Source organism: Stenotrophomonas sp. 22385 (assembly GCF_052045085.1).
Classification (GTDB): domain Bacteria; phylum Pseudomonadota; class Gammaproteobacteria; order Xanthomonadales; family Xanthomonadaceae; genus Stenotrophomonas.
Genome location: NZ_JBQEOG010000007.1, coordinates 56,930 through 75,915 on the forward strand (window position 1 = coordinate 56,930; position 18,986 = coordinate 75,915).

Genomic DNA, 18,986 nt, shown 5'->3' on the forward strand with positions numbered 1-18,986 from the left:
AGGCGCAGGGGGCTTACAATAGCGCCCCCTTTGCCTGAGCCTTGGCGCTAACTGATGCTCTTCAAGAATGTATCGATCGCCGGCCTGGCGCACATCGACGCGCCGCACACGCTGACGTCCAAGGAAATCAACGAACGTCTGCAGCCGACGCTGGATCGCCTGGGTATCCGTACCGACGTGCTGGGCGATATCGCCGGCATCCACGCCCGCCGCCTGTGGGACGCGGACATGCTCGCCTCCGACGCCGCCACCCTTGCTGCGCGCAAGGCGCTGGACGACGCCGGCATCGGCGCCGACAAGATCGGCCTGCTGGTCAACACGTCGGTCAGCCGCGACTACCTGGAGCCGTCCACGGCCAGCATCGTCTCGGGCAACCTGGGCGTCAGCGACCAGTGCATGACCTTCGATGTCGCCAATGCCTGCCTGGCCTTCATCAACGGCATGGACATCGCCGCCCGCATGCTTGAACGCGGCGAGATCGACTATGCGCTGATCGTCGATGGCGAGACCGCCAACCTCGTCTACGAGAAGACCCTCGAGCGCATGGCCCTGCCGGGCGTGACCGCCGACGACTTCCGTAACGAGATGGCCGCCCTGACCCTGGGCTGCGGCGCTGCCGCCATGGTCATGGCGCGCACCGAACTGGTGCCCGACGCGCCGCGTTACCGCGGTGGCGTGACCCGCTCGGCCACCGAGTGGAACCAGCTGTGCCGCGGCAACCTGGACCGCATGGTCACCGACACCCGCATGCTGCTGATCGAAGGCATCAAGCTGGCCCAGAAGACCTTCCTGGCCGCCCGCGAAGCACTGGGCTGGGCGGTGGAGGAACTGGACCAGTTCGTCATCCACCAGGTCAGCCAGCCGCACACCGCTGCCTTCATCAAGAACTTCGGGATCGACCCGAAGAAGGTGATGACCATCTTCGGTGAGCACGGCAACATCGGCCCGGCCTCGGTGCCGATCGTGCTGAGCAAGCTCAAGGAGCTGGGCCGCCTGAAGAAGGGCGACCGCATCGCGCTGCTCGGCATCGGTTCGGGCCTGAACTGCTCGATGGCCGAAGTGGTCTGGTAAGCGGCCACTTCCGCGCCGCTGCGCGGTTCTTCCCATACTCGAGGGCCGGTTCTACCGGCCCTTTTCACAGGTGCGCTTCCATGCCCAAGCTTCCCGGTTACCCCGCCCATCCCCAGCGCTTCGAGGTCCGCCCCGGCCTGACCATGGGCTACCTCGACGAAGGCCCGCGCGACGGCGAGGTGGTGGTGATGGTCCACGGCAACCCCTCGTGGAGCTATTACTGGCGCACGCTGGTGGCCGGGCTGTCGGACCGCTACCGCTGCATCGTGCCCGACCACATCGGCATGGGCCTGTCGGACAAGCCCGATGACGCGCACTACGAATACACCCTGCAGTCGCGCGTGGACGACCTGGACGCGCTGCTGGCGCACCTGGGCATCACCGGCCCGGTCACCCTGGCCGTGCACGACTGGGGCGGCATGATCGGCTTTGGCTGGGCGCTGTCGCACCATGACCAGGTCAAGCGCCTGGTGGTACTCAACACCGCCGCGTTCCCGATGCCGGCGGCCAAGCAGATGCCGTGGCAGATCGCACTGGGTCGGCACTGGAAGATCGGCGAGTGGATCATCCGCACCTTCAACGCGTTCTCGTCCGGTGCCTCGTGGCTGGGCGTGGAGCGGAAGATGCCGGCCGACGTGCGCCGCGCCTACGTGTCGCCGTACAACAGCTACGCCAACCGGATCAGCACCATCCGCTTCATGCAGGACATTCCGCTGAGCCCGGCCGACAAGGCCTGGTCGCTGCTGGACCGCGCCGGCAAGGCGCTGCCGTCGTTCGCCGACCGCCCGGCCTTCATCGGCTGGGGCCTGCGCGATTTCGTGTTCGACCACCACTTCCTGGCAGGCTTCCAGGCGGCGCTGCCGCAGGCGCAGGTGCACGCGTTCGAGGATGCCGGGCACTACGTGCTGGAAGACAAGCACGAAGTCCTGGTGCCTGAAATCCGAGCTTTCCTGGACCAGAACCCGATTTAACGGAGTACCGACCAACGGTCGGTACCTACCCCGAGGCGGTAGGTGACGCAGGCAGCGGCAACGCCGTTGCCAACGTCGCTCGTCGACGGCCCGAAGGGTGCCCGCCGCAGGCGGGCATACCGTTGGTCGTCACGCGCACCGGTCACGCCGCGTCGGGGTGGTCCGCGCCATCCCGCCAGGCCCAGCTCTCCAGGCTCAACGCCGGCAGCCCATGGATCGCCCGCGCCTTGTCGCACTGAGGGCTGGCCTTGCCGAACTCCCACGACGCATCCACCTCGCGGCACACGCTGGGGCGGTTGGGGTGGATGCTGCAGCGTGAATACACCCCGATCTCCGCATCCAGCGCCACGCAGCGCACCGGCTTGGAATGGGTGCCGCGCATGCACAGGCGATGCGGGTCGAGCGGTTCGGTCAGTTGATGCGGCACGCCGCCGGGGGTGACCTCGTCCGATTCCATCCAGTGAAAGGCCACGCGGTACTGGGTGCAGCAGGCGCCGCACGTCATGCAGGGATGGGACATGGGCGGGCCGCCTCGGGCGGCAGGGGATGGAAAGGCGAGGCGCGAATTTTCCACGCCTGCGGCCGCCGCGCAAGAATTTTCTGCAGCGGCGACAATGAACGGATGAACAGCCCGATCAACATCGCCGCGCGCCTGCCCGAACTGGCCCGCGAACGCCCCGACCAGATCGCCATCCGCTGCCCCGGCCGGCCCGGCCCCGGGGGGATGGCGCGCTATGACGTGACCCTCGATTACCGCACCCTGGACGCCCGCAGCGACGCGATGGCCGCCGGTCTGGCCGCCTATGGCATCGGCCGCGGCGTGCGTGCGGCAGTGATGGTGCGGCCCTCGCCGGAGTTCTTCCTGCTGATGTTTGCGCTGTTCAAGAACGGCGCGGTGCCGGTGCTGGTCGACCCGGGCATCGACAAGCGCGCGCTGAAGCAGTGCCTGGACGAGGCCCAGCCGGACGCCTTCATCGGCATCGGCCTGGCCCACGTGGCGCGGCTGGTGCTGCGCTGGTGCCCGGCCGCCACGCGCCTGGTCACGGTCGGCCGCCGTTGGGGCTGGGGTGGCACCACCCTGGACCAGCTGGAAGCGCAGGGCGCGCGCCAGCCGCAGCCGATGGCCGCCACCGACGGCGAGGATGTCGCCGCCATCCTGTTCACCAGCGGCTCGACCGGCGTGCCCAAGGGCGTGGTCTACCGCCACCGCCATTTCGTCGGCCAGGTGGACCTGCTGCGCTCGGCCTTCGGCATGGAAGCCGGCGGGGTCGACCTGCCCACCTTCCCGCCGTTCGCGCTGTTCGACCCGGCGCTGGGACTGACCTCGGTCATTCCGGACATGGACCCGACCCGCCCGGCCAAGGCCGACCCGCGCAGGCTGCACGATGCCATCGCCCGCTTCGGCGTGACCCAGCTGTTCGGCTCGCCCGCGCTGATGCGGGTGCTGGCCGACCATGGCCAGCCGCTGCCGGGCGTGCGCCGGGTGACCTCGGCCGGCGCGCCGGTGCCGCCGGACGTGGTGGCCCGCATCCGCCGCCTGCTGCCCGACGACGCCCAGTTCTGGACCCCCTATGGCGCCACCGAGTGTCTGCCGGTGGCGGTGATCGAAGGCCGCGAACTGGAAAGCACCCGCCAGGCCACCGAAGCCGGCGCCGGAACCTGCGTGGGCCGCGTGGTGGCGCCCAACGAAGTGCGCATCATCGCCATCGACGATGCCCCGCTGCCGCACTGGTCGAAGGCGCGCGAAGTCGCGCAGGGCGTGGTCGGTGAAATCACCGTGGCCGGCCCGACCGCCACCGACAGCTACTTCAATCGCCCGCAGGCCACCGCCGCGGCCAAGATCACCGAAACGCGCGCCGACGGCAGCACCCGCGTGGTGCACCGCATGGGCGATGTCGGCTACTTCGATGCAGACGGCCGGCTGTGGTTCTGCGGGCGCAAGACCCAGCGCCTGGAAACCGCGCACGGCCCGCTGTACACCGAACAGGTGGAACCGGTGTTCAACGCACTCGACGGCATCGCCCGCACCGCCCTGGTCGGCGTGGGCCCTGTTGGCAGGCAGCTGCCGGTGCTCTGCTATGAACTGCAGCCGGGCACCGCCGATTCACCGGCCCTGCATCAGCGGCTGCGCGATGAAGCCGCCGCACATGCCGGCACGCTGCGCATCGAACGCTTCCTGCTGCACCCCGGCTTCCCGGTCGATATCCGCCACAACGCCAAGATCGGCCGCGAGAAGCTCGCGCTCTGGGCGGCAACCCGAATGGAACAACCCGCATGAAGATCCTTGTCACCGGTGGTGGTGGTTTCCTCGGCCAGGCGCTGTGCCGTGGCCTGGTCGCACGCGGCCATGAGGTCCTCAGTTTCAACCGCGGCGACTACCCGCCACTGGCTGCGCTGGGCGTGGGCCAGATCCGCGGCGACCTGGCCGACGCCGACGCCGTGCGCCACGCGGTGGCCGGGGTGGATGCGGTGTTCCACAACGGCGCCAAGGCCGGCGCGTGGGGCAGCTACGAGAGCTACCACCTGGCCAACGTGGTCGGCACCGACAACGTCATTGCCGCCTGCCGCAGCAACGGCGTGCGCACGCTGGTGTACACCTCCACGCCCAGCGTCACCCACCGCGCCACCCATCCGGTGGAAGGGCTGGGCGCCCACGAGGTGCCCTACGGTGAGAACTTCCAGGCCCCGTACGCAGCCACCAAGACCCTCGCCGAGCAACGCGTGCTGGCCGCCAACGACGCCACCCTGGCCACCGTCGCACTGCGCCCGCGCCTGATCTGGGGCCCGGGCGACCAGCAGCTGGTGCCGCGCCTGGCCGAGCGCGCGCGCGCCGGCCGCCTGCGCTTCGTCGGCGATGGCACCAACCTGGTCGATACCACCTACATCGACAACGCCGCGCTGGCGCACTTCCTGGCCTTCGAACACCTGGCCCCGGGCGCAGCGTGCGCCGGCAAGGCGTACTTCATCTCCAACGGCGAACCGCTGCCGATGCGCGAACTGCTCAACAAACTGATGGCCGCCGTCGGCGCGCCGCCGGTGGAGAAGTCGATCAGCTTCAAGACCGCTTACCGCATCGGCGCGGTGGCCGAACGGCTGTGGCCGCTGCTGCGCCTGCGCGGCGAACCGCCGATGACCCGGTTCCTCGCCGAGCAGCTCTGCACGCCGCACTGGTACAGCATGGAGCCGGCGCGACGCGACTTCGGCTACGTGCCGCAGGTCAGCATTGACGAAGGACTCACGAGGCTGAAGGCTTCATCGCGCGGCGAGGAATCCATCACTTCCTGAACACCGGGGGTTGGTGAAGATGGCAGCACGCCAATCCGGCACGCACGACGCGAGGATCGACATGCTGCACTACGCCGTAATCTTTTTTGTCATCGCCATCATTGCGGCGGTGCTCGGCTTCTCCGGCATCGCCGGCGCTGCCAGCAACATTGCCTGGATCCTGTTTGTGGTGTTCCTGATCCTGGCGATCATTTCGATGTTCCGTAAGCGAGGGTAGTAGCGCAGGGTCCTGCGCGCCCCCTCTCTCCGGGCACGCCGGATCCAGCGCAGTCTCCGACGGCCCGGCGCTCGCAAGAGCGCCGGGCCGTCGTTGCATCAGGCGTCTGTGATCGAACTGCGCAGCGCGCGCTCGCTGGCGTGCCGTTCCAGCGCCAGCTCCAGCAGCCGCGTGATCAGCGCGGTGTAATCCAGACCGCTGGCCGCCCACAGCTTGGGATACATGCTGATAGGGGTGAAGACGGCCAGGTGTTGATCTCGTTGATGACCACCTCGCCACTGCGGGTGAGGAACACATCCACCCGCGCCAGCCCGGCGCAGTCCAACGTCTGGTAGGCGCACACCGCGATCTCGCGGATGCGCTGTTGGTCTGCCGCACTGATGCTGGCCGGCACCACCACGTCGGCGCCGTTTTCACTGATGTACTTGGTGTCGTACGAATAGAACTCGTCGTGCACCACCACCTCGCCGCACACGCTCGCCTCGGGCGAGGCGTGCCCAGCACCGCGCACTCGATCTCGCGGCCGTCGATGGCCGCTTCCACCAGTGCCTTGTGGTCGTAGTCCAGCGCCAATGCCAGCGCGGTCTGGAATTCCTGCGCCGTGCGCACCTTGCTCACGCCCACCGACGAGCCCTGGTTGGCGGGTTTGACGAACAGCGGGCTGCCCAGTTGCGCGGTCAGCGCGGCGTAATCGGCCGCGCCTGCGGAGCTCCGGGTGAAGCAGGCGAACGGGGCCACGGCCAGCCCGGCATCGCGCAGCAGGCGCTTGGCCACGTCCTTGTCCATCGCCACCGCCGAGCCCAGTACGCCCGAGCCCACGAAGGGCAAGTTGGCCATGCGCAGCAGCCCCTGCAGCGAGCCATCCTCGCCCAGCGTGCCGTGCACGATCGGGAATACCACGTCGATCTGGGCCAGCGCGGCGGCCGGGGTGGCCGGCACCAGCTGCTGGCGTTCGGCGCCGGGCAGCACCGCCACCCCCTGGCCGGAACGGTTCAGCGCGATTCGCGCCGGGTCGTCGGCGTGCAGCAGGAACCCGTCCGGGTCGCTCACGTGCCACTGGCCCTGCTTGTCGATGCCGATCAGGGTAACCTCGAAGCGGTCCTTGTCCAGCGCGTCCAGGATGTTTTTCGCCGACTGCAGCGAGACCTCGTGTTCGGCCGAACGGCCACCGAAAATGATGCCAACCCGGATCTTGCCCATGCCTGTTGCCGCTCCTGTCATGCGTGTGAGGACGTCCATCATGAACCCTCGGCACTGCACTGCACATCGGTGCCTCCCGGTAGAGCCACGCCCCGCGTGGCTGCCCGGGTAGAATGCATACATGCCCCGCTCCCTGCTCTCCTCCCTCAAGCCCCTGGTCGGCAATGCGCTGCAGCTCGCGCTCAACCGCACCCTGGCGCTGGATCCCGACACCCGCCGCGCGCTGGTCGCGCTGGATGGCCGCCACATTGCCCTGACCCTGGAATCGCCCGCGCTGGCGATGCGGATCGGCGTGGAGGGCGAGCGCCTCACGGTGGGCCCGGTGGACCCGCAGCAGGAACCGGACCTGGCCGTACGCAGCACGCTCGGTGGGGTGCTGGCGCAGCTGCCGTTTCTGGCCAACGCACGCCGCGGCGGCGATGCCCCGGCCGGGCGGGTCAAAGTATCGGGCGACGCCGAACTGGCGCGCCGCCTGCAGCAGCTGGCCAGCCGTTTCGATCCGGACTGGCAGCAGCCGTTCGTGCGGGTGTTCGGCGAAGTGCTGGGCGTACAGATCGCCAATGCCCTGCGTTCGGCCCTGCAGCATGCGCGCCGTGGCGCGTCCGACCTGGCGCACAGCGCCGCCGATTTTGTCACCGAGGAGTCGCGCGACGTGGTAGCCCGAGCCGAACTGGATGCCTTCCATGACGATGTGGACGTGATGCGCGACGACGTTGAACGCATCGCCGCCCGCGTGCAGCGCCTTGCCCAGGTGCGCGCATGAAGGCGCTGTTCCGGGCCAGCCGCATTGGTCGGGTTGTGCTGCGCTACCGCCTGGATGACCTGCTTGACGGCACCCCGCTGGAAGGCTGGCTGCGCCTGGCCAAGCCGTTCGTGCCGCGTGCCTCGGCCGATATCGCGGTGCAGTCGCGTGGCGCGCGCCTGCGCCTGGCGCTTCAGGACCTCGGCCCGATCTTCGTCAAGTTCGGGCAGATCCTGTCCACCCGCCGCGACCTGATCCCGGCCGACATCGCCAACGAACTCACCCTGCTGCAGGATCGGGTCAAGCCGTTCGATGGCGCCACCGCGCAGCGCATCGTCGAAGCTGCGCTCGGCCGCCCGGTCAGCGAGGCGTTCGCCAGTTTCGATCTTGAACCGCTGGCCTCGGCCTCGATCGCCCAGGTGCATGCGGCCACGCTGGCCGATGGTCGCCAGGTGGTGGTCAAGGTGCTGCGCCCGGATATCGAAAAGCAGATCGACGCCGACATCGCGCTGCTCCAGTCGGCCGCCGCGCTGGTCGAACGCACCCACCCGCGCGCCGACAAGATCCGCCCGCGCGAAGTCGTGGCCGAAGTCGAAAACACCCTCGCCGCCGAGCTGGACCTGCAGCGCGAAGGCGCCAATGCCAGCGTCCTGCGCCGTAACTGGGTGGACTCGGACGACCTGTACGTGCCCGAGGTGATCTGGAGCCACACCGCCGAACGCGCGCTCACCCTGGAACGGGTGTGGGGCATCCCGTCGGACGACATCGCCGCGCTGGACAAGGCCGGCATCGACCGCAAGGCGCTCGCGGCCAAGGGCGTGCGCGTGTTCTACACGCAGGTATTCCGCGACAACTTCTTCCACGCCGATGCGCATGCCGGCAACATCTGGGTCGATGTCGATCCCGCGCGCCGCGACAACCCGCGCTTCATCGCGCTGGATTTCGGCATCATGGGCCAGCTCTCCGAAGAAGATCAGTACTACCTGGCCGAAAACTTCATGGCCATCTTCAACAAAGACTACCGGCGCATGGCCGAGCTCCATGTCGAAGCCGGCTGGATGCCCAACAACGTGCGCATCGATGAACTCGAAGCGGCCGCGCGTTCGGTATGCGAACCGTACTTCACCCGCCCGCTGTCGCAGATCTCGCTGGCCGAAGTGCTGATCAAGCTGTTCCGCGTGGCCCAGCGTTACGAGCTCACCCTGCAGCCGCAGCTGATCCTGCTGCAGAAGACCCTGCTCAACATCGAAGGCGTGGGGCGCCAGCTGGATCCGGAACTGGATATCTGGGCAGTGGCGCGGCCGGTGCTGGAACGCATCCTGCGCGAACGCTACAGCCCGCGCCGGGTGTTCAAGGAACTGCGCAAGCGCCTGCCGGAAATCATGACCCACACCCCTGACATGCCGCGCCTGGTACACGCTTGGCTGCGCCAGCAGGTGGAAGGCGGGCATGAGCTGTCGATGCGCTCGCAGGACCTGGTGGCGCTCAACACGAATCTGCAGAAGCTGCAGAAGCGCGCCGTGGCCGCCATCGCCGGCGTCGGCCTGCTCATCGTAGCGGCCGTGCTGTACGGCATGCAGCCGGGCGGCTGGTACTTCGGCGACGCACCGGTGTGGAGCTGGGTAAGCGGCGCAGCGGGCCTGTTCTCGCTGGCCAGCGCGTGGTGGCGCCGGTGACCGATATCGAGATGTCCGCCGACGCCATGATCGAGGCGCCGGTGGCGCTGCCGCCGCTCCAACTGCTGCACGTGGACGAGCGCCTGGCCGTGGTCAACAAGCCGGCCGGGCTGATGGTCCATGACAGCAAGCTGGCCCGCGGCGAAGATGATTTCCTGGCCGACCGCCTGCGTGAGCAGCTGGGCAGGCCGATCTTCCTGGTCCACCGCCTGGACCGTGCCACCAGTGGCTGCCTGCTGCTCGCCTTTGATCGCGAAAGTGCCAGCGGGCTGGGCAAATCGCTGATGGCTGGAGACGTGATCAAGGACTACCTGGCGATCTGCCGGGGCTGGCCGGCCGAAGAAGCGTTCACGGTCGACCACGACCTGGATGGTGGCCCCGGCAAGCCGGTGAAGAAACAGGCCATCACCCATTTCCAACGTGTGGCCGTGGGCGAAATCGCGGTGCCGGTCGGCGAGTTCGCCACCTCGCGCTACGCGCTGCTGCGCTGCCAGCCGCAGACCGGGCGCTTCCGCCAGATCCGCCGGCACCTCAAGCACCTCTCACACCACCTGATCGGTGACACCAGCCATGGTGATGGGCGCCACAACCGCAGCTTCCGCATGCAGGGCATCCACCGCATGCTGCTGCACGCCGAACGCCTGCGCTTCCCGCATCCGGACGGCACGCTGATGGATGTCAGCGCGCCGGTGGAAGGCGAGTTCCGAAAGGCGATGGATCTCTTTGGGTGGTAGCGGGGGGCACACGACCAACGGTCGTGCGCTACCGATGGCGCATCATTTCCTGGCTGGAGCCGGCGCCGCCGGCGCGGCTTCTTCGTTCACGATCGCCTCCAGGTCCTTCTGCAGGTCCACGAACAGCGGCTGCATCTTGTCCTGGATGGCCACCATCACGTTCTGCATCAGCGCCGGGGTCTTGTCGAGCAGGCTCTGCCCGGCCGAGCTCTCGTAGAACTCGGCCATGGCCAGCACGTCTTCCTTGCTGAAGGTCTTCTTGTAGAGATCCACGTACATCGGCCGCAGCTGCTGCCATGACAACGCCTGGCGGATGGTCTGGTTGGTGCGCTGTTCGATGCGCTGCAGCTGCGCCTTCTTGGCATCATCCAGCTGGCGCTGCTGGGCGACCTGCTGGAACTGCTGGCGCTGCATCGCTTCGATCTGCGGCAGCATGGTGTCGAGCATGCTCTGCGCGCGCGAGGCGGCCAGCAGGCGGTTGATGTCCGCATCCGACGGCGGTGCGGCAAGCGCCGGGGCAATGGCGGCCAGGCCTAGCGTGAGGGTGAGGGCCAGGCGGGTCAGGCCACGGCGGGCCGGCGAACGGGTCGACATCATGGAGGTGCATCCTGCGTTGCGTGGAAGGCCGAGCATACCCGCGATACCGTCAAGCAGCCGTGCTTTTATGCACGTTATCGGCGGTATTGGTGAACATTGCGGTCACCTCAGGGGCGTGTCCTGCCTTTACAATGCCGCCCATGGGAAACGGGCCTGTCACCATCAACGCGCATCTGGCGATTCCGGACACGGAGATCGTTGAACGCTTCGTGCGCGCCAGCGGAGCCGGGGGACAGAACGTGAACAAGGTCTCCAGCGCCGTTGAACTGCGATTCGACGTGGCCGGCTCGCCCTCGCTGCCCGAGCCGCTGCGCACCCGCCTGCTGGCCCGGCGCGACCGGCGCATGACCGGCGAGGGCGTGCTGGTCATCGATGCCCAGCGTTTCCGCACCCAGGACCGCAACCGCGATGACGCGCGCGAGCGCCTGGCCGCCTTCATCCAGGCCAGCCTCAGCGTGCCCAAGCCGCGCGTGGCCACCAAGCCCTCGCATGGGTCCAAGCTGCGCCGGCTGGATGAAAAGAAGGGTCGCGCGCAGATCAAGCGCGGCCGTACCACACGCAATTGGGAGTGATTGCTTGAAGAACCAACGTCCGCTGCTGCCGGCCGTGCCGCCCAGCATGCCGCAGGTCAAACCGAACCGTTTCCTGCGCTGGCTGGCGCGCTGCACGCTGCGCCTGGGCGGCTGGAAAGTCACCGGCACCTTCCCGGACGTGCCCAAGCTGGTCTTCATCGTCGCCCCGCACTCGTCCAACTGGGACGGCTTCTGGGGCATGGCGGCCAAGATCGCGCTCGGCATGCAGGTGAAGGTGCTCGGCAAGGCCTCGCTGTTCTGGTGGCCGCTGTCGCCGCTGCTGCGCACCCTGGGCGTGATCCCGCTGGATCGCAGCTCGCCGCAGGGCACGGTGGAGCAGGCGGTCAGCCTGCTGCGCAACTCCGATCGCCTGTGGTATGCCATTACCCCCGAAGGCACCCGCAAGGCGGTCACCCACTGGAAGGCCGGCTTCCTGAAGATCGCCCGGATGGCTGACGTCCCGGTACTGGCCTGCTACTTCCACTACCCGGAAAAGACCATCGGCATTGGCCCGTTGTTCTATTCCACCGGCGACGATGTGGCCGACATGGCCGCCATCCGCGCGTACTACCGCCCTTGGCAGGGCAAGAACCGCGGCACCGTCTGAAGCAAGGCCAGGCGCCACGTCCGGCACATGCCGGGCGCGGGCAATGGGAGTAGGGTGACCGGCTGCGGTCGTGTGCCGCTTCACCTCATTCCAGGAGCCCGTTTTCATGTCGCGTACCGTTATCTTGGCCGCCGCCATCAGCCTGGCGCTGGCGGCCTGTTCCGGCAAGGAGTCCACCCCCGTGTCCGACGTCCAGACCCCCGCCGCGCCGCAACCGGCCGACGCCTCCACCAACCCCCTGTTGAGCGCCAGCACGCTGCCGTTCCAGGCCCCGCCGTTCGACCGCATCAAGGACAGTGACTACCTGCCGGCCTTCAATGAAGGCATGAAGCAGCACCTGGCCGAAGTGCGCAGGATCGCCGACAACGCCGAACCGGCCACCTTCGACAACACCATCGAAGCGCTTGAGCGCAGCGGCGAAACGCTGGACCGCGTGTCGCGCGTGTTCTTCGGCCTGGTCCAGGCCGATACCAACGAAGCGCGCCAGAAGATCCAGGAAGAAGTCGCCCCGAAGCTGGCCGAACACCAGGACGAAATCAGCCTGGATCCGAAGCTGTTCGCGCGCATCAAGACCATCTACGACCAGCGCGCCTCGCTGGGCCTGGACCCGGTGCAGACCCGCCTGGTCGAACGCGACTACCAGGAATTCGTCCGCGCCGGTGCGCAGCTGAGCGACGCCGACAAGGCGGCCCTGCGCAAGCTCAATGTGGAAGAAACCACGCTGGCCACCAAGTTCCATACCCGTCTGGTCGCTGCCACCGCCGCCGCTGCAGTGGTGGTGGACGACAAGGCCAAGCTGGCCGGGCTGAGCGAGGAAGAAATCAACACCGCCGCTGCCGATGCCAAGGCGCGCAACCTGGAAGGCAAGTTCCTGCTGCCGCTGCAGAACACCACCCAGCAGCCGGTGCTGGCCTCGCTGAGCAACCGCGACCAGCGCGCCGCCGTGCTCAAGGCCTCGGAAACCCGCGCTGAGCGCGGCGATGCCAACGACACCCGCGAAACGGTGCAGCGCCTGGCCCAGCTGCGGGCGCAGAAGGCCAAGCTGCTCGGCTTCGAGAACTACGCCGCCTACAGCCTGGCCGACCAGATGGCCAAGACCCCGGCGGCCGCGCTCAAGCTGCTGACCGATACCGTGCCGGCCGCCACCAGCAAGGCACGCGGCGAGATCACCGAGATGCAGAAGGTGATCGACGCGCAGAAGGGTGGTTTCCAGCTGGCCGCATCGGACTGGGACTTCTACGCCGAACAGGTGCGCAAGGCGCAGTACGACCTGGACGAATCGCAGATCAAGCCGTACTTCGAACTGGACAACGTGCTGCAGAACGGCGTCTTCTACGCCGCCACCCAGCTGTACGGCATCACCTTCAAGCCGCGCACCGACATTCCGACCTACCACCCGGACATGAAGGTGTATGAAGTCTTCGACAAGGACGGCACCTCGCTGGCGCTGTTCTACACCGACTATTTCAAGCGCGACAGCAAGTCCGGCGGCGCCTGGATGGACGTGTTCGTCGAGCAGAACGGCCTGACCGGCACCAAGCCGGTGGTCTACAACGTCTGCAACTTCACCAAGCCCGCTGCCGGGCAGCCGGCGCTGTTGAGCTTCGACGATGTCACCACGATGTTCCATGAGTTCGGCCATGCGCTGCACGGCATGTTCTCGAACGTGAAGTACCCGTCGATCGCCGGCACCAGCACTTCGCGCGATTTCGTCGAGTTCCCCTCGCAGTTCAACGAGCACTGGGCGCTGGACCCGAAGGTGTTCGCCAACTACGCCAAGAACTACAAGACCGGCGAGCCGATGCCGCAGGCGCTGGTCGACAAGATCCTCAAGGCGCGTACCTTCAACCAGGGTTACGCCACCACCGAGTACCTGTCGGCCGCACTGCTCGACCTGGCCTGGCACACCCAGCCGGCGGACGCCAAGCTGCAGGACGTGGCGCCGTTTGAAGCGGCCGCGCTGAAGAAGTACAAGGTCGACCTGGCCCAGGTGCCGCCGCGTTACCGCACCAGCTACTTCGACCACATCTGGGGCGGCGGCTACTCGGCCGGCTACTACGCCTACTTCTGGGCCGAAGTGCTGGACCACGACTCGTTCGAGTGGTTCAAGGAACACGGTGGCCTGACCGCTGAAAACGGCCAGGTGTTCCGCGACAAGATCCTCTCGCGCGGCAACAGCGTGGAACTGGCGGACCTGTACCGCGAATTCCGCGGCAAGGATCCGTCGGTCGAACCGCTGCTGGTCAACCGCGGCCTGAAATAATGCGGTCGATGTAACAACGAACGGCGGGGGAAACCCCGCCGTTCGCGTATCTGGACGCCGGTTACGTTCCCACGCGACACCCCACCTCGCTGCATCCCAGGTGATCCAGCGCGATCTCCAATGCATGCATGTAACTCTGCGCGCAGTAGCCGTGCGCCACGCCGATGCGCTGGCCCACGTCTGCCGGCAGGCAGTCCTCCGGGGCGCCCGCGTCATCGTCATGCACCTCCACGTACACGTTGTGCAGATGCGGCAGCAACCGCTGCAACCGCGGACTGCCCACGCACGCACCCGGATCCAGCAGCGTCACCTCGCCGCGGCTGTGGTCGGCCACGCGCAGCGCATCCAGCAACTCCTGCTCCGACCCACACGCACGGATCGCCACCGTGGTGCCCGCATCGATCGCCCGATGCACCAGCGCCTTGAGCACCGGTGCCGGCAGCGGCTGCGCCGTACGGATCAACTGCCCGCTCGCCTCCGGGCCACGAATGATGAAAATGGACATGGCTCAGGCACTCCCTGCAACGGTCTGCAACCGGCGCGCGGCGATCGCCAGCGACAGCCGGCACGCATCCTCGCGGCCACTGCTGCACACCACCCGCGCCACCGGTGCGTGCAGCGGGTGCAGGTGCGCATCCAATCCATCGTCATCGTTGGCCGCCATCTCGATGTAGGGCGCCGGCAACGCCTCCAGCGCCGCGCACAGTTCGCGGCCATGCGCGGCCCATTGCGCCGGCTCGGCGGCGCCGGCTTCGATCAGCACCCATGCCGGCTGGCTTTCCCGGGCCTGGCGCAGGCACTGCAGCAGCGCCGGCAGCGTCGCGCAGTCCTGGCAGTACACGGCGTGGCCGGCCAGCTGGGCCGGCACCGGCAGCGGGTCCGGCGACGGCTGCCGGAGCAACAGGATGGTCATGGAACACCTCGACAGAGCGCCCGGGGGCGCGGTGTCGACACGATGCGCGCGCCGGCCATAAAGAGGCGATGACCCGGATGCCCGGGGCGCGTAAACAACGTGTAGTTTTTTCGGAACTCCGGAACGCCGCAACGGTCAGACCCCACTCACGCCCGCAAGGACCGCCACCATGACCGCAGCTGCTGCCGAACCCCGCTCCAAAGGCCTGCTCTACTGGCTGAAGAAGGAAGCCCTGCCGCTGCTGGTCATGCTCGGCCTGCTCGCCGCCGCGCGCGACAGCCTGGCCAACCACTACCAGGTGCCCAGCGGCTCCATGCAGCACACCCTGATGCCCGGCGACCGGGTGGTGGTGGACATGCGCGCTTACGGCCTGCGCCTGCCGTTCACCTCGGTGGAACTGCTGCATACCGGCGTGCCGCAGCGCGGCGAGGTGGCGGTGTTCGATTCACCGCAGGACGGCACCCGCCTGATCAAGCGCATCGCCGCCGTCGGCGGCGACCGCGTGGACCTGCATGAAGGCCACCTCAGCATCAACGGCCACCCGCTCGGCCAGGTGGGCACCGATGACGTGGAAGACTTCGGCCGCACGCTGGCCCAGCTCGACCTGGGCCAGGGCGGCGGCCCGGACATCGACGGCCTGACCGTACCGGCCGGCAAGGTGCTGATGCTGGGCGACCATCGCGGCAACAGCGCCGATGGCCGCTACTTCGGGCTGGTCGATGCCAAGGCCCTGTATGGCAAGGCAGCGCGCGTGTACTACCGCCGCGGCCAGGGGTTTACCTGGCAGGCGCTCTAAGCGCGGGCGCGATCCATCCGGCAGGTGCCCACCGTGGGTGGGTACGCCTTTCGCGCAAACCTTGATTGATACATAAAACGTCTCAATCCAGACCCGTCAGGTTATGGATCGACCTGTACCTGCTGCCTATCCTGAGCGCTGATCCATACGCACCGGCCCGCCCCACGGGCCCAGACGCAATGAACGGCGACACCGCAGCGCTGATCGAGCGCAGTTCCTCCAGCCAGATGCCCGCCCGCTCGCAGCATATCGAGCAGGGCACGCCCGCCTTCCGGCGCACCGCGGCGGCGTTGTTCCTGGCCGGCTTCTCCACCTTCGGCCTGCTCTACACCGTGCAGCCGCTGCTGCCCGAGTTCAGCCGCCACTTCGGCGTGTCCGCCGCCAACAGTGCGCTGGCGCTGTCGCTCAGCACCGGCCTGCTGGCCGTGTCGATGCTGGTGGCCGGGTTGATCTCCGACCGGGTCGGCCGCCGTGGCGTGATGATCACCGCACTGCTGGCCTCCACCGTACTCTCGGCCGCCAGCGCCATGGTCGACGACTGGGCCACGCTGCTGATCCTGCGCACCCTGCTCGGCATCGCGCTCAGCGGCGTGCCGGCCGTGGCGATGACGTACCTGGTGGAGGAAATGGACAGCCGCGCGCTCGGCCTGGCCATGGGCCTGTACATCGGCGGCAATGCGGTCGGCGGCATGAGTGGCCGCCTGATTGCCGGCATCGTCGCCGACCATTGGGGCTGGCGCTGGGGCATCGGCGTAGTCTCGTTGATCGCCGTGCTCAGCACCGTGCTGCTGTGGGTGCAGCTGCCGCCGTCACGCCATTTCCAGAGCCGCCGGGGTGGCCTGCGCGAACTGCCCGCGCGTTGGCGCCAGCTGTTCGCCGATCCTGGCCTGCCCTCGCTGTTCGCCACCGCGTTCGTGCTGATGGGCGTGTTCGTCACCCTCTACAACTACCTCGGCTACCACCTGCTGGCGCCGCCGTACCGGCTCAGCCAGACCGTGGTCGGGCTGATCTTCAGCGTGTACCTGGTGGGCACCTTCAGTTCGGCGTGGATGGGCCAGCAGGCCAACCGGCATGGCCGTGGCCGCGTACTGGGCATCTGCTACGGGTTGATCGCGTTCGGCATCGTGCTGCTCACGCTGCCGTGGCTGGGCTGCATGGCGGCAGGCATCGCGCTGGTCACCTTCGGTTTCTTCGGCGGCCATTCGGTCGCCAGCAGCTGGGTCGGCAGCCGCGCCGGGATGATGCGTGCCGAAGCCTCGGCGCTGTACCTGTTCGCTTATTACCTCGGCTCCAGCCTGGCCGGTGCGGTCGGCGGCGTGTTCTACACCCACTGGGACTGGTGGGGCGTGTGTGCCTTCACCGCGGTGCTTACCGCGATCGGCGCCGGCATCGCCTGGCGGCTGGGCCGCCGCGCACAACCGCAGCCGGCCGCGCTGGCACTCAGCCGCTGAAACCGCCCTGCAGCAAGCGGGTGAAGTGGGTGATCAACGGCGATGGCCCGCCGCGCCGGTAGGCCACGTGCACTTCCGAACTGGCCGCCCGATCGCTCAGCGGCACGAAGCGCGCGCCTTCCACATGGATGTGGCTGCACGACGCCGGCAACACCGTCACCCCCAACCCGGACGCGGCCAGGCTGATGAGCGTGGACGCCTCGCCAGCCTCCTGGATGATGCGCGGCGTGAACCCGGCCCCACGGCACAGCGCGATGAAATGATCGTGGATGCCGGCCCCCACCTCGCGCAGGAACCCCACGAAGGGCTCATGCGCGAACTGGCGCAGCGCCACCGGCGCACCCGTGGGCAGGTCGCGGATCAGGGGATGCTGGTCATGCACCACCAGCGCCAGCGGATCGCTGAACAGCTTGCGTGACATCAACGGCGTGGGCAGCGCGCGCTTGCGGATCAGCCCCACGTCCAGCTCGTTGGCGACCAGCGCATCGATCTGCTGCAGCGTGTTCATTTCGCGCAGCTTCAACTGCACCTGCGGGAACTGCTGGCGGTAGGCGAAGATCGCGCGCGGAATCTGCGTGGACAGCGGGGTGGCACGGGTGAGCCCGATACGCAGCTCGCCGGTTTCGCCGCGCTGTGCGCGCTGGGTGAGTTCAATGGCCTGGTCAACCCGCGCCAACGCTTCGGTGGCCTGCACCTGCAGCACACGCCCGGCCTCGGTGAGCTCCACCCGGCGGTTGCTGCGCAGGAACAGGCGTGCGCCCAGCAGCGTTTCCAGCTGCCGGATCTGCTGGCTGAGCGGCGGCTGCGACATGCCCAGCCGCTCGGCCGCGCGCCCGAAGTGCAGGGTATCGGCCACCGCCAGGAAGTAGCGCAGGTGGCGCAGTTCAATCGACATGGCAGCGCATCAGCGTTCGGAATGACCGCTTTCATCATAGCTGCGCGGACTGAAGAGGTCCGGCTGGATCAGCTCGATGAAGGCGCGTGCCTGCGGCGACAGGAAGCGGCCCCGGCGCACGATCACCCCGTAGCTGCGCTCGGGGAACCAGGCGCTCATCGAGCGTGTCACCAGCCGGCCGCGATCGGTATCGTTGAGGCACAGCGCCGGCACGATCGAAATGCCCATGCCCATCGCCACGTACTGCTTGATCACCTCCCAGCCGCCGACCTCCAGCGCCACCGTGTACGGCACGCGCTGGCGCTGGAACACCTGGTCCACCAGCCGGTAGGTAATCTGGCGCTTGGGGGGCAGCACCAGCGGGTAGGCCGAAATGGCCTGCAGGGTCAGCTCCGGCGCGGTGGCCAGCGGGTGGTCGGGCGGGGCGATCAGCACCTGCTCGAAGCGATAGGCCGGTGCATAGCTCAGGTCGGCCGGCACATCGGTCATCGAGCCCACCGCCAGGTCGGCCGCATCGCTGCGGAGCAGGTCGGTACCGTCGGCGCTGATCGCGTTGTGCAGGGTCAGGCGCACGTCCGGGCGGCGCTGGCGGAAGCGCTCCACGATGCGCGGCAGCAGATAGAGGATGGTGGAGCTGTTGGCGGCGATGTTGAGCTCGCCCGCATCCAGCCCTTTCACCTTGTCGCGGAAGCTGGCCTCCAACCCGTCCAGGCTTTCCACCAGCGGCTGGGCCATTTCAAACAGCAGCTGGCCCTCGCGGCTGGGCACCAGCCGCCGCCCGCTGCGCTCGAACAGACCCACCCCCAACTCCCGTTCAAGCGCCTGCAACTGCTGGCTGATCGCCGGCTGGCTGACGAACAGCGCCTCAGCAGCACGTGAGACTGAGCCCAGGCGCACGGTCTGGCAGAACGCCCGCAGCGGCTTGAGCCGGTCAGACTTGTAGGAAAAACGGGGACTTGGCGACTTGGGTGTGGGCATAGCGTAACGAATATAAGC

The 18,986-nt window shown here is 67.9% G+C and carries 19 protein-coding genes and 1 pseudogene; 13 read left to right on the forward strand and 7 right to left on the reverse strand.

Annotated features, from left to right (window positions below; translation table 11 throughout):
• Nucleotides 1-54 precede the first annotated feature (54 nt).
• The gene (locus tag ACTJI4_RS13430) at nt 55-1,071 is read left to right on the forward strand and encodes a 3-oxoacyl-ACP synthase III (RefSeq protein ID WP_282244530.1); all 1,017 of its coding nucleotides are present in this window, start codon (nt 55-57) and stop codon (nt 1,069-1,071) included.
• 80 nt (nt 1,072-1,151) lie between these two features.
• Nucleotides 1,152-2,042, forward strand: a complete 891-nt coding sequence (locus ACTJI4_RS13435) for an alpha/beta fold hydrolase (RefSeq protein ID WP_440869612.1) — start codon at nt 1,152-1,154, stop codon at nt 2,040-2,042.
• Between the two features lie 142 nt (nt 2,043-2,184).
• Here ACTJI4_RS13435 and ACTJI4_RS13440 read toward each other — a convergent pair whose 3' ends face one another.
• A complete protein-coding gene (locus tag ACTJI4_RS13440; protein WP_068848335.1) occupies nt 2,185-2,562 on the reverse strand; it encodes a YkgJ family cysteine cluster protein in 378 nt (125 codons plus the stop codon).
• A gap of 102 nt (nt 2,563-2,664) precedes the next feature.
• On the opposite strand from ACTJI4_RS13440, the gene oleC reads away from it, so the two are divergent.
• From oleC to ACTJI4_RS13455, 3 genes are all read left to right on the forward strand, one after another.
• Nucleotides 2,665-4,320 carry an olefin beta-lactone synthetase gene (oleC, locus tag ACTJI4_RS13445; protein WP_440869613.1) on the forward strand — a complete coding sequence of 552 codons (1,656 nt, stop codon included), beginning with the start codon at nt 2,665-2,667 and terminating at the stop codon, nt 4,318-4,320.
• A complete protein-coding gene (oleD, locus tag ACTJI4_RS13450; protein ID WP_392923505.1) occupies nt 4,317-5,327 on the forward strand; it encodes a 2-alkyl-3-oxoalkanoate reductase in 1,011 nt (336 codons plus the stop codon). Before oleC ends, oleD begins: the two co-directional genes overlap by 4 nt.
• Before the next feature lie 61 nt (nt 5,328-5,388).
• Nucleotides 5,389-5,544 (forward strand): DUF1328 domain-containing protein, encoded by a 156-nt coding sequence (locus ACTJI4_RS13455; protein WP_068854496.1) that lies wholly within the window; start codon nt 5,389-5,391, stop codon nt 5,542-5,544.
• Nucleotides 5,545-5,642: 98 nt separating this feature from the next.
• Here the strand turns inward: ACTJI4_RS13455 and ddlA are convergent.
• A pseudogene (gene ddlA, locus ACTJI4_RS13460) lies at nt 5,643-6,744 on the reverse strand (D-alanine--D-alanine ligase).
• 121 nt (nt 6,745-6,865) lie between these two features.
• Between ddlA and ACTJI4_RS13465 the strand changes: the two are divergent.
• From ACTJI4_RS13465 to ACTJI4_RS13475, 3 genes are read left to right on the forward strand one after another with little or no spacing between them, the layout of a single operon-like run.
• Entirely contained in the window at nt 6,866-7,507 is a 642-nt protein-coding gene (locus tag ACTJI4_RS13465) for a ubiquinone biosynthesis accessory factor UbiJ (protein WP_440869614.1), read from the forward strand.
• Nucleotides 7,504-9,162 (forward strand): ubiquinone biosynthesis regulatory protein kinase UbiB, encoded by a 1,659-nt coding sequence (gene ubiB, locus ACTJI4_RS13470; protein ID WP_392923510.1) that lies wholly within the window; start codon nt 7,504-7,506, stop codon nt 9,160-9,162. The genes ACTJI4_RS13465 and ubiB overlap by 4 nt, the downstream gene beginning before the upstream one ends.
• A gap of 11 nt (nt 9,163-9,173) precedes the next feature.
• Nucleotides 9,174-9,896: a pseudouridine synthase gene (locus tag ACTJI4_RS13475; protein WP_440869754.1), complete on the forward strand. Its 723-nt coding sequence runs from the start codon at nt 9,174-9,176 to the stop codon at nt 9,894-9,896.
• 42 nt (nt 9,897-9,938) lie between these two features.
• Here ACTJI4_RS13475 and ACTJI4_RS13480 read toward each other — a convergent pair whose 3' ends face one another.
• Complete coding sequence (locus ACTJI4_RS13480; protein ID WP_392923616.1) at nt 9,939-10,490, reverse strand: DUF2059 domain-containing protein; 552 nt, start codon at nt 10,488-10,490, stop codon at nt 9,939-9,941.
• 143 nt (nt 10,491-10,633) lie between these two features.
• On the opposite strand from ACTJI4_RS13480, the gene arfB reads away from it, so the two are divergent.
• The 3 genes from arfB to dcp all read left to right on the forward strand — a co-directional run bounded on the left by arfB (nt 10,634) and on the right by dcp (nt 13,935).
• Complete coding sequence (arfB, locus tag ACTJI4_RS13485) at nt 10,634-11,065, forward strand: alternative ribosome rescue aminoacyl-tRNA hydrolase ArfB (RefSeq protein WP_093535185.1); 432 nt, start codon at nt 10,634-10,636, stop codon at nt 11,063-11,065.
• Between the two features lie 46 nt (nt 11,066-11,111).
• Nucleotides 11,112-11,672 carry a lysophospholipid acyltransferase family protein gene (locus ACTJI4_RS13490; protein WP_392923618.1) on the forward strand — a complete coding sequence of 187 codons (561 nt, stop codon included), beginning with the start codon at nt 11,112-11,114 and terminating at the stop codon, nt 11,670-11,672.
• A gap of 106 nt (nt 11,673-11,778) precedes the next feature.
• Nucleotides 11,779-13,935: a peptidyl-dipeptidase Dcp gene (gene dcp, locus ACTJI4_RS13495; RefSeq protein WP_392923518.1), complete on the forward strand. Its 2,157-nt coding sequence runs from the start codon at nt 11,779-11,781 to the stop codon at nt 13,933-13,935.
• Nucleotides 13,936-13,996: 61 nt separating this feature from the next.
• On the opposite strand, the gene ACTJI4_RS13500 is transcribed toward dcp, so the two are convergent.
• Entirely contained in the window at nt 13,997-14,440 is a 444-nt protein-coding gene (locus ACTJI4_RS13500; protein ID WP_392923521.1) for a 3-dehydroquinate dehydratase, read from the reverse strand.
• 3 nt (nt 14,441-14,443) lie between these two features.
• Nucleotides 14,444-14,848: a hypothetical protein gene (locus ACTJI4_RS13505; RefSeq protein ID WP_440869615.1), complete on the reverse strand. Its 405-nt coding sequence runs from the start codon at nt 14,846-14,848 to the stop codon at nt 14,444-14,446.
• A gap of 169 nt (nt 14,849-15,017) precedes the next feature.
• Here ACTJI4_RS13505 and lepB point away from each other — a divergent pair, with 169 nt between their 5' ends.
• On the forward strand, nt 15,018-15,644 hold the full coding sequence (gene lepB, locus ACTJI4_RS13510) for a signal peptidase I (protein ID WP_392923527.1): 627 nt from the start codon (nt 15,018-15,020) through the stop codon (nt 15,642-15,644).
• 179 nt (nt 15,645-15,823) lie between these two features.
• Nucleotides 15,824-17,095: an MFS transporter gene (locus ACTJI4_RS13515; protein WP_440869616.1), complete on the forward strand. Its 1,272-nt coding sequence runs from the start codon at nt 15,824-15,826 to the stop codon at nt 17,093-17,095.
• Here the strand turns inward: ACTJI4_RS13515 and ACTJI4_RS13520 are convergent.
• Together ACTJI4_RS13520 and ACTJI4_RS13525 are read right to left on the reverse strand one after the other, a co-directional pair.
• Nucleotides 17,085-17,990: a LysR substrate-binding domain-containing protein gene (locus ACTJI4_RS13520; protein ID WP_392923531.1), complete on the reverse strand. Its 906-nt coding sequence runs from the start codon at nt 17,988-17,990 to the stop codon at nt 17,085-17,087. The two genes, ACTJI4_RS13515 and ACTJI4_RS13520, sit on opposite strands and share 11 nt — an antisense overlap.
• A 9-nt stretch (nt 17,991-17,999) precedes the next feature.
• A complete protein-coding gene (locus ACTJI4_RS13525; protein ID WP_440869617.1) occupies nt 18,000-18,968 on the reverse strand; it encodes a LysR family transcriptional regulator in 969 nt (322 codons plus the stop codon).
• Nucleotides 18,969-18,986: the final 18 nt, after the last annotated feature.